Annotated in this window: 17 protein-coding genes; 3 read left to right on the top strand and 14 right to left on the bottom strand. The window is 31.3% G+C overall.

The window, feature by feature from the left end; all coding sequences use genetic code 11:
• Positions 1-86 precede the first annotated feature (86 nt).
• A complete protein-coding gene (locus tag RH82_RS14535; RefSeq protein ID WP_034057069.1) occupies positions 87-1,163 on the bottom strand; it encodes an efflux RND transporter periplasmic adaptor subunit in 1,077 nt (358 codons plus the stop codon).
• 65 nt (positions 1,164-1,228) lie between these two features.
• Complete coding sequence (locus tag RH82_RS14530) at positions 1,229-2,533, bottom strand: TolC family protein (RefSeq protein WP_034057072.1); 1,305 nt, start codon at positions 2,531-2,533, stop codon at positions 1,229-1,231.
• Between the two features lie 138 nt (positions 2,534-2,671).
• Here RH82_RS14530 and RH82_RS14525 point away from each other — a divergent pair, with 138 nt between their 5' ends.
• Positions 2,672-3,670, top strand: coding sequence for a metal-dependent hydrolase (locus RH82_RS14525; protein WP_034057074.1), 999 nt, complete (start codon positions 2,672-2,674; stop codon positions 3,668-3,670).
• Between the two features lie 247 nt (positions 3,671-3,917).
• Here the strand turns inward: RH82_RS14525 and RH82_RS17985 are convergent, their stop codons facing one another.
• The 9 genes from RH82_RS17985 to RH82_RS14485 all read right to left on the bottom strand — a co-directional run bounded on the left by RH82_RS17985 (position 3,918) and on the right by RH82_RS14485 (position 11,937).
• Positions 3,918-4,682, bottom strand: a complete 765-nt coding sequence (locus RH82_RS17985) for a hypothetical protein (RefSeq protein ID WP_156112375.1) — start codon at positions 4,680-4,682, stop codon at positions 3,918-3,920.
• Positions 4,683-4,925: 243 nt separating this feature from the next.
• The gene (locus tag RH82_RS17980) at positions 4,926-5,243 is read right to left on the bottom strand and encodes a hypothetical protein (RefSeq protein WP_052158125.1); all 318 of its coding nucleotides are present in this window, start codon (positions 5,241-5,243) and stop codon (positions 4,926-4,928) included.
• Between the two features lie 71 nt (positions 5,244-5,314).
• Positions 5,315-6,436 carry an ABC transporter permease gene (locus tag RH82_RS14515; protein ID WP_034057079.1) on the bottom strand — a complete coding sequence of 374 codons (1,122 nt, stop codon included), beginning with the start codon at positions 6,434-6,436 and terminating at the stop codon, positions 5,315-5,317.
• On the bottom strand, positions 6,436-7,542 hold the full coding sequence (locus tag RH82_RS14510) for an ABC transporter permease (protein ID WP_034057081.1): 1,107 nt from the start codon (positions 7,540-7,542) through the stop codon (positions 6,436-6,438). The genes RH82_RS14515 and RH82_RS14510 overlap by 1 nt, the downstream gene beginning before the upstream one ends.
• Positions 7,539-8,267, bottom strand: coding sequence for an ABC transporter ATP-binding protein (locus RH82_RS14505; protein WP_081979141.1), 729 nt, complete (start codon positions 8,265-8,267; stop codon positions 7,539-7,541). Before RH82_RS14505 ends, RH82_RS14510 begins: the two co-directional genes overlap by 4 nt.
• Entirely contained in the window at positions 8,267-9,169 is a 903-nt protein-coding gene (locus RH82_RS14500) for an ABC transporter ATP-binding protein (RefSeq protein ID WP_034057086.1), read from the bottom strand. Before RH82_RS14500 ends, RH82_RS14505 begins: the two co-directional genes overlap by 1 nt.
• A 3-nt stretch (positions 9,170-9,172) precedes the next feature.
• On the bottom strand, positions 9,173-10,063 hold the full coding sequence (locus tag RH82_RS14495; RefSeq protein ID WP_034057089.1) for an HlyD family secretion protein: 891 nt from the start codon (positions 10,061-10,063) through the stop codon (positions 9,173-9,175).
• Between the two features lie 10 nt (positions 10,064-10,073).
• Entirely contained in the window at positions 10,074-11,324 is a 1,251-nt protein-coding gene (locus RH82_RS14490) for a TolC family protein (protein WP_034057091.1), read from the bottom strand.
• A gap of 1 nt (position 11,325) precedes the next feature.
• Positions 11,326-11,937 (bottom strand): TetR/AcrR family transcriptional regulator, encoded by a 612-nt coding sequence (locus RH82_RS14485; protein WP_034057094.1) that lies wholly within the window; start codon positions 11,935-11,937, stop codon positions 11,326-11,328.
• 140 nt (positions 11,938-12,077) lie between these two features.
• Here RH82_RS14485 and RH82_RS17975 point away from each other — a divergent pair, with 140 nt between their 5' ends.
• Together RH82_RS17975 and RH82_RS14475 are read left to right on the top strand one after the other, a co-directional pair.
• Positions 12,078-12,389 carry a hypothetical protein gene (locus RH82_RS17975; protein ID WP_052158126.1) on the top strand — a complete coding sequence of 104 codons (312 nt, stop codon included), beginning with the start codon at positions 12,078-12,080 and terminating at the stop codon, positions 12,387-12,389.
• Positions 12,390-12,517: 128 nt separating this feature from the next.
• Positions 12,518-14,620 carry a TonB-dependent receptor domain-containing protein gene (locus RH82_RS14475; protein WP_034057097.1) on the top strand — a complete coding sequence of 701 codons (2,103 nt, stop codon included), beginning with the start codon at positions 12,518-12,520 and terminating at the stop codon, positions 14,618-14,620.
• Positions 14,621-14,697: 77 nt separating this feature from the next.
• On the opposite strand, the gene RH82_RS18625 is transcribed toward RH82_RS14475, so the two are convergent.
• From RH82_RS18625 to RH82_RS14465, 3 genes are all read right to left on the bottom strand, one after another.
• Positions 14,698-14,847 carry a hypothetical protein gene (locus RH82_RS18625; RefSeq protein WP_164483823.1) on the bottom strand — a complete coding sequence of 50 codons (150 nt, stop codon included), beginning with the start codon at positions 14,845-14,847 and terminating at the stop codon, positions 14,698-14,700.
• Between the two features lie 83 nt (positions 14,848-14,930).
• Positions 14,931-15,227, bottom strand: coding sequence for a thioredoxin (gene trxA / locus RH82_RS14470; protein WP_034057100.1), 297 nt, complete (start codon positions 15,225-15,227; stop codon positions 14,931-14,933).
• Positions 15,228-15,235: 8 nt separating this feature from the next.
• Positions 15,236-15,505 (bottom strand): heavy-metal-associated domain-containing protein, encoded by a 270-nt coding sequence (locus tag RH82_RS14465; protein ID WP_034057102.1) that lies wholly within the window; start codon positions 15,503-15,505, stop codon positions 15,236-15,238.
• Positions 15,506-15,525: the final 20 nt, after the last annotated feature.

Below are 15,525 nucleotides of genomic sequence, written 5' to 3'. Positions count from 1 at the left end.
TTGTTCTCGATACAAATTTGCTAAGGCAAATGCACTCGAACTGACGTAAAAAGGATGCCGTTTCTATCCTTAACGGAACTTTTTAATTATTGAACACTAACTTTCGCTCCATTAAATAATTTTCCTTCGGCAGAAACAATGTAGGCTTCATCTGCATTTAAACCAGATAATACTTCTATTTGATTTCCAAAAGTTCTACCTAAACGCAACCAACGTAATAATGCTGTTCCACTTTGACTTACTGTGTAAATCCCAGATAATTGTCCTTTGGTTACTATTGCTTCAGTTGGAATTAGAACGAGTTCTGATTTTGCTTTTCTTTCTACAGGAAACTGAACCGTTGTAAACATTCCAGATAAAATATTTGCATCTGTTTTGTCTAAATCTATTTTTACTAAATATTGTCCTCCTGTATTTTTGGCAGATGTACTAATTTCTGTCACTTTTCCTTTAATAGTTTTGTTAATGGACTTTACTAAAACATCAACTGTAGTCCCTTGTTTGATTTCAGATATCTCTGTTTCTGGAACCATTGCCATCACTTCAAAATCACCTGGAGTTTCAATACTTATTAGTGGTATTCCAGGATTTGCCATATTTCCAGCTTCAACATTTTTACTAGTTATTGTTCCGTTAAAAGGTGCTGTAATATTACTATACACAAACTGTGCATTAATTTCGTTTTTCATTTGGTTTGTAGATTCTAAACGTGCTTTTGCTATTTCAAAATTAGCAGTCATATCGTCCATTTCTTTTTGCGATGCACTATTATCAGCAAACAAGTTTTTAAAGCGTTTGTAGTCTTTTTGAGCATTATTATAAGCAGCAGTAGCTTCTGTAATTCCTGCATTTACTTGAGCACGTTTTGCTTGTAGATCAGAATTATTTATGGACATTAATAATTGTCCTTTGCGCACTTTATCTCCAACATTGACGTGTATTTTATTAACGTAACCCATCATTCTGGTGCTTAAATCTGCACTATTTGTTGCTTGAATTTTTCCGCTAACGCTTAAAAACGGACTGTTACTATTGGCAACTACTTTGCTTGTTTTTACACTTATTGCTGGCGAATTGCCCTCAACTAATTTTTTATCTTCGCTACCACAACTCGCTAATAATAAAGCCACAGAAAGTGTAACAATTGTATATATTTTTTTCATCTTATATTTTTTTTAGCAAGAATATTTGTCTTGGCTCTTGGTTCTATTATCTTGTTTCTCTTTTATTATTTAGTTAAAAATTGTAAATACGCTTGTGTGTAATTGTATTCAAATATGGTTTGGTAATACTCTAATTGTTTTTGCGAATATTGTGTTTCAGCCATTAGTAAATCTGATGTTTTTTCTAAACCTTCTTTAAATCTGTTGGTTCTAATTCTTAAAGACTCTTCAGATTGTTTTAATGCTAAAGTTGTTAGTTTTAATTTGTTTTTAGCATCTAAAAAAGCACGTTTTGCTTTATTTAATTCTAAATTGCTTTTAGATACATATTGCTTGTATTCTAATTTAGATTGTTCGAATTTCGATTTGCTTTTTTGTGCTTTTCCAAAACGCTTAGAACCTTGAAAAATATCCCAACTTAATTGTGCTCCAAAAAGATAGCCATTAGAATCACCTTGAAAAATTTTGTCATCATACAGTTCATAACTTCCAAAAGCGTTTAGCCTTGGTAAAAAAGCCATTTTATCAGCTTTGGTGATAGCTTCGTAAGCATTTGAAGCTAGTTGCATTGCTTTGATGTCTGAACGGTTTTCAGAGATTACTTTGTCTTCAATTGTAACGTTTGAAACTTCCAAACTATCTGTTGGTGTGTATATCACATAGGACTCGTCATTCATTAAAAAAGATAAATAATTTGAAGCATTTTGCACATTACTTTTTGCTGTTTGTAACTGGTTTTGCACCTCTGTTACGCGTACTTCAACATTCAAAACATCTGCACGTTGTAAGTACCCTTGTTTAAAACGATTATCTGCTAATTTTTGATTAGCATTAGCCGCCGTTAACGCTTTTTCTAAAACAGCAACAGCTTTGTAGGCTAATTGCAACTGCATGTATGCTTTCTCAACCTCAAAAGCTAGAAAATCTTGTGTGCGTTCTGTTTTTAAAGAGATGGCTTCCATTTTCGACTTAGCAGCTTTACGTTGATAAATACCGTCTAAATTTATAAGTGGTTGCAAAATCTCAAACTTTGTAGCATAATTTTCAATTTGAGTAGGATCATTTAATAATGCAGGATTAAAATCGCTTTGAGTTAAAATTTCCTGATTTAATTTAGACCCAAAAGCCATTAACGGATTTGTAGTTGCCATTGCAGTATGACTAGCTGTAATGTTTGGCAGAAACACAGCACTAGTTTGTTTGTAATCTGCTTTAGCTTGCTTAAACTCTTCTTCAGAAATCTTAATGCTAGTGTTGTTTTCGGAGACTTTAGATAAGACTTCTGTTTTTGTAATTGGAACCAATTCTTGCGCTTGCGCGGATAAAGTAAAAACTGAGAGTAATAATGGTATATAAAAAGGGTTTTTCATTTAAACTAATAATTTGATACTACAAAAGTATACTTAAGAAAGGTAGAAGTCAGTAACAAAAGTTACCAACCAAAAAGGGCACTTATAAGAAAGTATAGTATGTTTTTTGGTTTGCATGATTTACTTTTGTAGAACACTATGGATTCACTTACTCAAATAATATTAGGAGCAGCAGTTGGAGAGGTTGTTTTAGGTAATAAAGTTGGAAATAAGGCTATGCTTTATGGTGCTATTGCTGGAACTATTCCAGATTTTGATGTTTTTGCTTCTTACTTTACAGATACTGTTACAGCACTTTCCATTCATCGTGGATTTACACATTCTATTGTGTTTTCTGTGCTTTTTGCGCCCATACTTGGTTGGCTTGTGTCGCGTTATGAAACTTTTAGAAATTTTAAAAGTTGGTCTTGGTTGTTTTTCTGGGCATTTGTAACACATCCTATTTTAGATGCGCATACTACTTGGGGAACACAATTATTTTGGCCTTTTGATTTAAGATTGGCTTTTAAAACCATTTTTGTTATCGATCCGCTTTATACTTTGCCTTTTTTAATGTTTTTAGTTTTGGCTATGCGACAAAAGCGAACGTCTAAAAAGCGTCAATTTTATAATAGAATAGGCTTAATGGTGAGTTCAAGTTATTTAGTGCTTACATTTCTTTTAAAATGGATTGCGTTTATTCAATTTCAATCTGCTTTAGAAATTCAAAACATAGAGTATTTGCAATTAGATACTAGACCTTCTCCAATGAACACAATCCTTTGGAGTGCTAATATTGAAACAGAAGATGCTTATTTATTGGGGAATTATTCATTTTTTGATACGCAACCAATAACTTTTGAATCTTATCCTAAAAACCATGAGCTATTAGGTAATCTTGTTAATCACGAAAATGTACAGCGGATGATTTCTATCTCTCAAGGATGGTACACAATAGCGAAAGAAAATGGGAGTCTTTATTTTAACGATTTACGCTTTGGTCTTTTAAGTTTGGAACCAAAAGCTCAAAACTTTGTTTTTAAGTATAAAATAGAAGGAGATGGTTTTGGAAATGTTCAATTTGTAGAGGCGCCTAAAGATAATCGTGATGGAAAAAAGTTGTTATCTCAATTGTGGTTGCGCTTAAAAGGGAATTAAAAATAGAAGTAGAATAGTTGTAAGATAACTGACAACAAAAAAGCACTTATAATTTCTTATAAATGCCTTTAACTAACTAACCAAAACTGATAACCACATCAGTTTACTTTTCTCGTGTCTCCGTGATCTTCAGTTACAACATTCATTATTTTTATATTTAAATAAATGAATTTAAAAAACTGAATGACTGGATTCATCGTTTTAAATTTTTGATATTTTGATTTGTATTTTTGATCATCTAATTATTTTAATTTTTATAAATAGTTACCTTAAAAACCTTACTGCTAGCTTTACTTTGACTTCCATTATTATTGAAGAAAATATTCTCTTTTGTACTCTCAATGGCACCATAAATATAACCGACTAGATTGTTTCCTTTTTTTAGCTTATTGAAATTTAAAATATCATTTTCCAAATACATGTTTTGACTTTTTATAGGAATAAACTCTGCTGCAGACCCTAAAAATCCTGGCATTTTTACGCCTAAATTTTTTTCTACCATAGTGCTGTCTTCATGTCTTACTATCATGCTAATTGTTTTAACAAAAGGAACATCGTCATCTTGAACTAACGCACCAGCTTCATTAAACTGAAATTGACTCATGCCACCAAAAAAGATGGTGTACATCTCATTTTTTTTAGAATCATACATAGGGATTTTTGCACTATGATATTGACTGAGAAGTTGACGAAATTCATTATTTACTTTATAACCACTTTCATTTATATCTACCGAGTTTAACCATGGGAGATTAACATCGTATTGAAAAACGCCACTAAAAATTGTAAAGCCTTGTTCACCATTTGGGAATATTTGAGGCACCATATTATAATCTCTTCGATGTAAGTTTTTTTGGTCTTTAGTGGCAGAATAATTGTTTATTGAAAGATTAATACCGTCATCACGGATTTCAAATTTTCTAATCTCATCTGTATAATTCTGTATAAACCCTGGTCCGTGATCTGGTTCCATTGGATTGTATCTTCCTTCAAAATATTGTCCTCCACACAAATAAAAGGTGTTATTTAAGTACCCTAACTGTCCACCTGTTACAGCTAAATTATCATTGCTTATTTGTCTAAAAAAAGGAGTAATGCTGGTTTTATTGATAATTGCATCTGCTAAGCCATCAATATCTATTGCTGTTAAATTATTGTATGTAACATGGTCCTGTGCAGTTTCACTGTAACCATAACCACCAATAACATATAATGTATTCTCTCTATGATGAAATTCTTGGTTTGTAGCTTGTAATTACTCAAAAATAGAAGGAGATAAAACGCTTAAATCTGTACTCCAGGTTTTATTGTTTTCTGGGTCTATTAAGAAAACATTTTTATTATTCTCATTTTGTCTAAAGGCTTCAAAAGGTCTCATTTTATGAAGTCCTTCAATTCTGCCTCCTAGTATTAACCATTTTCCATCACTTGTTTTCCCTAACGAATATGAGTGTACTCCTGGTGCATCTGTAATTGTTAATGGTTCAATTTTGACCATAGATTGTTCTTGAGCAGAGTTGCAGCTTATTATAAATAAAGCGATAAAAAACGAAAAAATTGTATTTGTTTTCATTGAGTATTATTAATTATAAAACAAATTTAGAATTAATAAAAAGCTTAAAATGTATCTAATGTTACACAAGGTTAATTAGTCTTCTTGTAGCTCCAAACAGCCAAACCATTCATAACTACAGCATATAACAATGTTTTTAGTAGTTGTGGAAGAATATCTGTAAATCCAGAGCCTTTTAGCATGACCATTCGCATGACTTCTACAAAATATTTTATTGGATTAAACTCGGTAAATATTTGAGCCCATTTTGGCATACTCTCAATTGGTGTAAATAATCCACTCATTAAAATAAAAATAACCTTAAAAAACCAAGCGATAAACATGGCTTGTTGTTGTGTGTCTGTAAAATTTGAAATGAAGAGTCCTATGCCTAAAATCACTAAAATATAAATGGACGTGTATAAATACATCAATGATAAACTACCAATCATAGGAACATTAAATATGAGTCTTGCTAATAGTAATCCAACAGTTAATAAGCCCATTCCTATAACCCAAAACGGAAAGAGTTTTCCAATAATAAACTGACTTTTCTTAATGGGTGTGACGTTTATTTGTTCTAAAGTTCCTATTTCTTTTTCGCGTACAATATTCATTCCTGAAAGGAAAAGTGTAATCATAGTTACCAATAAAACTAGTATTCCAGGAACCATAAATGTTTTATAATTTAAGGTTTTGTTATACCAAAACAGTGGAATGGTTTCTATAGTTATAGGCTGAACCTGTTGGTCTGAAACTTGTACTAAATCGACTTTTAAATGTTGATTAAAGTGTTGAATAACCTGCGTGACATATACATTTTCAACACCAGCTGCTGCGCCATCAATTGCGTTAATGGTAATGCCTAAATTATTGTGTTTTTCTTTTTGTAAATCGCGTTCAAAATAGTGTGGGATTTCTAAAATAATATCTACTTTTCCTTTTAGCATTTCCGAACTTGCTAATGCTTCCGAAGGAAAATCTGTTAATACATCAAAATAAGTAGAAGCATTAAATTTTTCGACTAATGCTCTAGATGTGGATGTGCGATCATTATCGATGTAGCCAAATTTGATATTCTTCACTTCAAAAGTTGCGGCATTTGATAATATAACCAGTTGCAATAATGGCAAAATGAATATTATAGGAAGCATGCCCTTATTTCTAAAGATTTGCTTAAACTCTTTTTGTATGATGTATAAGATTGTTTTCATTATTCCAGTCTAATTTTATATTTCTTAACACTTAATGCTATAAAAAACACAGTCATTCCCAATAAAATCAAGGTTTCTTTCCATATATATTGGAGTCCAACGCCTTTTAGCATGATACCTTTAATGATGATAATAAACCATTTAGCAGGAATAATATTACTAATCATTTGCAATGGTAATGGCATACTTGTAATAGGAAAAATAAATCCTGATAGTAAAATTACAGGAAGCATTAATCCCATTAAAGAAATCATCATGGCCGTTTGTTGTGTTGCTGAAATAGTTGAAATTAATATACCTAAAGCTAAAGCGCTTATTATAAAAAGAATACTTTCTAAACCTAATAAAAACAAGCTGCCTTGAACTGGCATTTTAAAAATAAAAATACTTAATAAGACGATTACTACTGCGTTAATAATGGATAGAAAAATGTAAGGAAATACCTTGCCAATAATGACCTGAATTGGTTTTAATGGTGATACTAATAGTATTTCCATTGTTCCTAATTCCTTTTCTCGGGTAATGGAAATGGAAGTCATCATTGCTGAAACTAACATTAAAATAATAGTCATTACTCCAGGAACAAACATATAGACACTCTTTAATTCTGGATTGTAAACCATACGTGTTTGTGGAACTATTTGGTATGCAATAGTAATGTCTTTATTTAATTCTTTTTGATACTTTTGAAGAATAGCATTTAGATAATTACTTATTGTATTTGCTGTATTTGGATCTGTAGCATCTGTAATAATCTGAACCGTTGCTTTGTGGTCTTTCATTAGGTTTTTACTGAAATCTTTTTCGAAATTTAAAACGGCTTTAACTTCACCTTTTTTAAATACCGAAGCAATATCTGCTTCGCGATCAACCATTTGTTTAACACTAAAATATTTTGAGTCTGAAATTTTATTGATAATTTCTTCTGTAGTTGCATCTTTAGAATGGTCTAAAACAGCAATATCTACATTGTTTATTTCGTTAGTTATTGCGAAGCCAAACAGCAATATTTGTGCGATAGGCATTCCGAAGAGAATAAACAACGAGCGTCTATCTCTAAAGATATGGTAGAATTCCTTTTTTATAAAGCCTTTGAAACGTTTCATCCTCTTGCTAATTTTAAAAACACATCGTTCATATTTGCAACCTTAAACTGTTCTTTTAGCTTTTTTGGAGTATCTAAAGCTTCAATTTTACCATTAACCATAATTGAAACACGATCACAATATTCTGCTTCATCCATATAATGTGTGGTTACAAAAACGGTTGTTCCATTGTTGGCTGCTTTGTAAATCATTTCCCAAAACTGTCTTCTAGTAATTGGATCAACGCCCCCTGTTGGTTCGTCTAAAAACACGATTTTAGGATCGTGAAGCAAAGACACAGAAAAGGAAAGTTTTTGTTTCCAACCCAATGGTAAGGAGCCAACTAATTTGTTTGCAACCTGCTCAAGGCCTAATTCTTCAATTAAAACATTCGATTTTTCTTTTATTCGTTTTCTCGGTAATCCATAAATACCACCAAAAAAAGTAATATTTTCTTTAACGGTTAAGTCGTCATACAATGCAAATTTCTGACTCATATAACCAATATTCTTTTTAATGTCTTCTGCATGTTTAAATACATCGAACCCTGCTACTTTTGCCTTCCCAGAAGTTGGTTTAGAAATACCAATAAGCATTTTCATAGCAGTGGTTTTTCCTGCACCATTTGCGCCTAGGAATCCAAATATTTCACCCTTATTAACTTCAAAAGTAATGTCGTTTACAGCTGTAAAATCTCCAAACATTTTAGTTAATCCTTCTACTTGTATGACTTTTTCGTTGCTCATTATTTTGCTAGTTCCATAAAGGTGTCTTCAATCGTTGCTACTGTTTTTTTAATTTCAATATCAATTAGACTTTTAGATTCTAAAAACACCTTTAAATTTTCAGGATTAAAATCTGTTCTACTGTTTGTATAATGCACAAACTCGCCAAAAGGATATACGCTATGGTTGTATTCGTATTCTTTTAAACTATTAATAAGTAGGTACATATTATTTGCACGTACATTATAAATTTGTTTTGTGTAATTTTTCACAATGGCTTCTGGTGAATCAATCTCCAAAATTTTCCCATCTTGAATTAATGCAATTCTATCACATAGAGCTGCTTCATCCATATAAGGTGTAGATACCAAAATGGTGATATGTTTTTGTTGTAATCGTTTTAACATGTCCCAGAATTCTTTTCTAGAAACAGGATCTACTCCTGTTGTAGGTTCATCTAAAAACAATACTTTAGGTTTATGGATTAATGCACAGCATAAAGCGAGTTTTTGTTTCATTCCACCAGACAATTTGCCAGCACGACGATCTTTAAAAGGTTCTATTTGTACATAGATTTCTTTTATTAAATCGTAGTTTTCTTCTATGGTTGTTCCGAAAATAGTAGCAAAAAATTTTAAATTCTCTTCAACTGTTAAATCTTGATAGAGCGAGAATTTTCCAGGCATATAACCAACATTTTTCCTAATGCTTTTGTAATCGTCAACCACATCAAAACCAGCAACGGTTGCATTACCTTCATTTGCGATTAAAAGCGTGGTTAAAACTCTGAACAACGTTGTTTTTCCAGCTCCATCTGGACCAATAAGCCCAAAGAGTTCACCTGGTTTTACATCAAAAGAAATGTCTTGTAAAGCTTTTGCTTTTTTGTAAGATTTTGATATGTTAGAAATGCTAATACTCATTCTTTAATTTGTTAGCCATAATTCTGCTGGCATTCCTATTTTAAGACTGCCATCATTTTTAACGTCAATTTTTACTGCATAAACCAGTGCAACACGTTCTTCTTTAGTTTGAATTATTTTTGGTGTAAATTCGGCTTCTGAAGCTATCCAGCTAACCATCCCATTATAAGATTTCATAGTATCTGCATCATCAATTTTAACAGAAACTTCTTGTCCTATTTTAATATTGGCTAATTGTGTTTCGCTAATGTACACGCGTAATTGCATGGTACTTAAATCTGCGATTTTATACAATGGTTTTCCAAAAGCGGTAATTTCATTGGGTTCTGTGTATTTGGTTAAGACTGTTCCGTTTATAGGATTTGTAATTTTGCTTTTCTGGATTTGGTCATCAATCTGTTTTATTTGAATATCAATAGATTTAAGTTCGTTAACCACGGGTGCATTTTGGATTTCTACACTTCTAATTTGACTTTTAATAACATCCATTTCTCCTGAAACATCGTCTAATTGCTTTTGCGTTCCTGCATTATCTCGAATTAGGTTTTCAACTCTAGTTTTGTTTATTTTGGCTGTTTTAAACTTGGAGTTTAGTACAGATATTTGAGATAGCACACCTTTTGATTTTGAGCTAATAACAGTTTTAGATACTTCTAATTGTTCACGTTTTAATGCCAGTTGAATAGTATCGATATAGCCTATAAACTGTTCTTCTTCGAGCACATCTCCTTCGTTAATAGTAAACGGCATTAGCTTTCCGTTAGTTTCCGCTGAAATGGTTATTTCTGTAGCTTCAAAATTTCCGTAACCATCTGCTTTTCCATTGTCGTTTTCACATGAAAACAAGCTAGTCGTCATGATGCTTAATCCTAAGATATAGTTGTAGTTTTTCATGTGTCTGTTTTTATTGTCCTTTGATGACATTGTAATTTGATTTTGTGAGTTTTAACTGAATTTCATGTCTTACCAACGTGTTTTCATCTTGGTATAAATTGGTGAGTTCTGTAACATATGCTGAAGACGTAATCACTCCATTTTTAAGTTGCGAATCGGCTGTTTTTAATACTTCTTTTCTAAGCTTAATAATTTTAGCATCAGATATAATGATCACTTCCATTTTATCTATTTCTTTTTGGAGCTGATTTAATTTGATATTGGTGTTTAGTTTAAAGATTTCAGTTTCATTATCTATAAGGTCTTTGTTGATTACTAAAGACTCACGTTGCTTCTTATTTGAATGCCAGTCAAATATATTCCAATGTAATTTTACGCCAAGTGTGTAGAATGTTTGAAACGAATTATCGAGCATATTCAATCCTGGATTACCATAGCCACCAGTTGCGAAACCAATTAATTTTGGTGCGTTTTGCTTGGAGATTAGTATTTCTGAACTTTCAATTTCTTCTTTTTTAAGTTGAAGTAATTCCAATTCAGGTCTTGATATTTCTGTTTGTAATTGTGTCTCTATAAGTGGGTTTTGAAATAGGGTAGCAGCATTTAATTGTTGACTTATTAAACTTGAAAGTGTTTCAATAAGTGCAATTTTATTGCTTTCTAATTCTTGAAGTTGCTGGCTTATTTTTATTAATTCGGCTTCCAATATTAAATCCGAAGTTGGTAAAATTAAACCATACTTAATCCCAGATTGTACTTCTTTGTGTTTTGCTTGCACTTGTGTTTGCTTGGCGTTTAATAATAATTCAGATTCCTGTGCGAGTAAAACAGAAAAATAGAGTTGATTGATTTGTTGTTTAAATTGATATAAACTTATTTCAACCTGTTTTTGTTTGGTTTTTAATTGAGCAGATTTAACCTGTAATGAAGCGTCCGTTAAACCTCCATTATAAATGATTTGATTTACTGAAACTGTGGCACGATATTGATCCTTGTTTAAAGGTTCTATATTAGCATTTGGTATAGGGATTTCGATAACTTCCGATTGATAAGTTACTTGAGCATCCATACTAAATTGTGGTAATTTTGAATTGGATATAACATCTGAATCTATCTTATTTTGATCTTCAAATAGTTTACTTTGTTTGGCTAAAGGGTAATTGGTTTCAACTAAGTTATAACACGTATTTAAAGTTATGCTTTCTTGTGCTATAACAGAGAAACTAAACGTTAGTGCTAATATGAATACTAACTTTTTCATCTTATTTTTTTATTGAGTTAATAATAAAGTTGGCAACTTCTATTTTGCGTGCTTCAATTATTTGGTTAAAAGTCACTTCATCAGTGTTAATTAGCGCTTTTATTAATGGTCTGCCCACAAAAGGGAACACACAAAGTGAGAGGGTATTTATAAATAATTGTTCTCCACTAATGGATGTTATAATGTCTTTTTTAACCTCTTCATAGACTTGCTTTTTAAACTTTTCTAAATTTGGAAAACCAGTGTTGTTCTTCATTTTTAAAATAAAATCTTCATTCCTATTAAGTTCCTGAATAATAAAATTTGGCAAATACGGATGCTTCATCATAAACGTAATATAGTTAGATGTGAATTTTTTTATTTTTTCCTCAATAGAGGAATCATCATTTAAAATAGCATTTAATTGCGGCGCTAATAGCGAAAATGCATTTGTAAAAACGGCTTCAAAAAGTAACTGTTTGCTTCTATAATAATAATGAAGCATGGCTTTATTAATTCCAGCTCTATCTGCAATTTCTTGCATACGTGCGCCATCCATTCCTTTAGACTGAAATATGTTTTTTGCAGCATCTAGTATTTTTACTTCAGTATTTTCGTCTTTCTTTTTTTTCATTTCAACTATACGGTTTAACCATTTGGTTAACAAATACACAAAAAATAATTATACTAGTATTTGTTTTGATTTTCAAAACTAAATTTAAAACATGACAAAAATCAGTTGTATTAAAAACACGATATATTATTTTTGTGCCAATGAAAATAAGTGCTTACATATTCTCTGTTATTTTAACAACACTACTACTTTTTAATAGTACTAGAGTTACATTAACTTATGCTTATTACAATATAGATCCTGTTGGTTTTATTGAGGCCCTATGCGAAAATAAAGACAAGCCAGAACTTAAATGTAATGGTAAGTGTCATTTAAAAAAAGTTACAAAGTCTCTAGATAAAGACCAAAAAACACCTGAGAGTATTATCGATTTTAAAGAGCTCATTTTATTTTCAAGTGCTTTTGAAGTTGTTGTGTTTCAAAAATATAACAACAAAAAAAAAGTCCTATAGTTTATCAAAACCTATACGCTTTTACAAGTGTAAACAATTGTTTTCATCCTCCTCAAGTATAGTTATTCTTTTATACGAGGTAGTTTTTTCTACCAAAATTACTTAAGTTAACTATAATATTACTATACATGAAAACATTATATAGTGTGTTGTTATGCGCACTAATTACAGCTATGTCTTTTGGGCAAGAACAAACCGAAACTCAAAAAGACACCACAAAACAAAAAATTAATACCTTAGACGAAGTACTTATTACTGGGAACCTAAAAAAAGATCCAGTACTTACAATTGTTGCCAATAATTATGAAAAGGATATTGTGCAACCAAAAAACGTAGCAGATTTATTTAATGACATCAACGGACTCTCTGTTATAAAAAGAGGGAATTACGCAATAGATCCTTCTTTTAGAGCATCTCAATACGAGCAATTGAATATTCAGTACGATGGTGGTACTAAAGCCATGCATGCGTGCCCTAACAGAATGGACCCAATTACAACACATATTATTCCAGAAGAAATTGCTAAAATTGAAATTATAAAAGGCCCATACACAGTAAGATATGGAGCAACTTTTGGCGGTGTTGTTAATTTGGTAACTCAAAAACCAGATTATGAAGATTATGGTTTACACGGAAAAGTTTCATCTGGATATGAAAGTAATGGAGACGCATTAGTAAACTTAGCACAATTACAATACATTCAAGAGAAATATGACATTGTAGCTAATGTTGGTTATAGAGATTTTGGTAATTATGAAGATGGAAATGCTATCGAAATACCTTCGTCTTTTAGAAGTACAGACTACGGAATCAAAATAGGTTATAATTTGTCTGAAGACGAACGTTTACAGGCACATTGGAGACAATCTTTTGGTCGCGATGTTTTACACGCTGCCTTACCAATGGATACTGAATATGACAACAGTAGTATTTTAGCTTTAGATTATAAACTGGATAATATTGGTGAAATAGCAAAATCATTAACTGCAAAAGCCTATTATAGCTATGTAGATCATTTAATGACAAACGATAATAGACCTTCTTTTATGATGATGGAAGCAGTTTCTGCAGTAGAAGCAACAACTATTGGTGGTAAATTAGAATTAAATTGGAAACCAGCAGAAAAACTGAATGTGTTTTCTGGTTTAGATGCCATGCATATTGCTAGAGATGGCGGAAGAACCAGACTCGTGAAAGTTATGAACGGAAGCCCATTACCGATGCCAATGACTTTTAATGATAAGGTTTGGCAAGATTCTTATATTACAGATTTAGGTGTGTTTACGGAAGCAAAGTATACTATTAATGCTAAAAACATTTTTACAGTTGGCGTTCGGTATGACAATGTAACTTCAGACATAAAAGATCCCGAAGCGGATTTTGCAGCGTTATACAAACTTGAAAAAAGAACAGAACATAATGTAAGCGGAACAGTCTCTATTAAAAACAGAGTATCAGATCGTTTTACTTTAGAAGCTGCTTTTGGACGCGGAGTGCGTTCTGCTAATATGATAGAGCGTTTTATTAACCACTTTACTGTTGGTCAAGATCCTTATGAATATTTAGGGAACCCAAATTTAAAAGCAGAAGTAAATAATCAATTTGAAATAGGTTTTAAAGGAAACGAACCGTTAGAAAATGGTTTTAATAGTTTTAAATATGAAACGTCCTTTTATTATTCATCATTCGAAAACTATATAGTTGGAGTAGTAGATCCTACAATTACACGCAAGTTTATGCCAATGGCACAACCGAAATATGTAAAAGTGTTTCAAAATATAGATGAAGCTTATAAAACCGGGTTTGAAGCTATGGCTCAAGTCGATTTTTTAAAGGATTACTATTTTAGAACTGAGTTTGCCTATGTTTATGCAAAAAACAAAGATTTAGGAGAGTCTTTACCTTTAACACCTCCTTTAAGTACCAAATTAAGTTTAGGCTTTCAAAAAGAGAAATTTTGGGCAAACATAAAGTATAACCTTATTTCTAAACAAGATAATATCTCTAAAAGTTTTGGTGAAACAGAAACCGATGGCTACCAAACTTTAGATATCCGTTTTGGTGTAAAACCAATAAAGAGTATAACGCTAGGTATTGCTGTAATTAATGCATTAGATGAAGCTTATAACAGTCATTTAAATTTCTCTTTTACTAATCAAGCAAATTTTGGAAGGACTCCAATTACAGAGCCAGGACGAAATTTTTCAGCGTTTTTACAATATAAATTTTAACACATAACTTTCGGTAACCAAAAAAGGAGTGCATTTTAAATGCGCTCCTTTTTTATAATTATTAGTTCAACTGTGAACTATCTTTCTTTAGGTTCATCTTTATCTCTATCACTAGTAGCCATAAATTTTATTAATAAACCGACAAGAATTGCACAAACGAGTGCAAAAACAGCGATCATTACTACTCCGTTATTATAGTTTTGTAACGCAATGCTTAGAGATGTCATAGTATTATAATTTAGTGTTATTTTAATAATGTAAAATTATTATATAGCTTTTATATTAAAGATGATATTTATCATTAAATCTATTAATTTGAAGCTTCTATTATTTTAATTATTTCATCTTTTTGTAATACACCAGATTGCCTCCAAACTTGTTTTCCGTTTTTAAACAATAGCATCGTTGGCACACCTTTAACTTGATACTTTGATGCCAACTCTTGGTTTTTATCTACATCTATTTTAATAATAGATACGTTTTCCTTTAATACATCTTTTACTTGTTTTAAAATAGGAGTCAATGCTTTACATGGTCCACACCATGTTGCAAAAAAGTCTACTAAAACGGGTTTGTCTTGGTTTATTATTTCTGAAAATTTACTCATAATTCTAATTATTTTGAAAATTTACCAGTCGCACAACTTACAAAAGATTTAGCTTTAGATGTCAATGAATTATTGGCTTCTATTGAAGGATAACCTAATGCTTTAAGTTTGTTTTTTACAGCTAGAGCATCTACTTCGTTTATATAATTGAATGATACTTTACTTTTATCTATACCTATATTAATATCTGAAATATTTTCAATTTCTGATACTTTTGAAGTAATTGTACTTGCGCAACCACCACATTTTAAGTTTTGTACTACTATTGAGGTTTTCATTTTTAAGGCTATTTTAAATT

The organism is Lacinutrix jangbogonensis (genome assembly GCF_000797445.1).
GTDB classification, from domain to species: domain Bacteria; phylum Bacteroidota; class Bacteroidia; order Flavobacteriales; family Flavobacteriaceae; genus Lacinutrix; species Lacinutrix jangbogonensis.
This window is presented reverse-complemented; position numbering and strand designations above follow the sequence as displayed.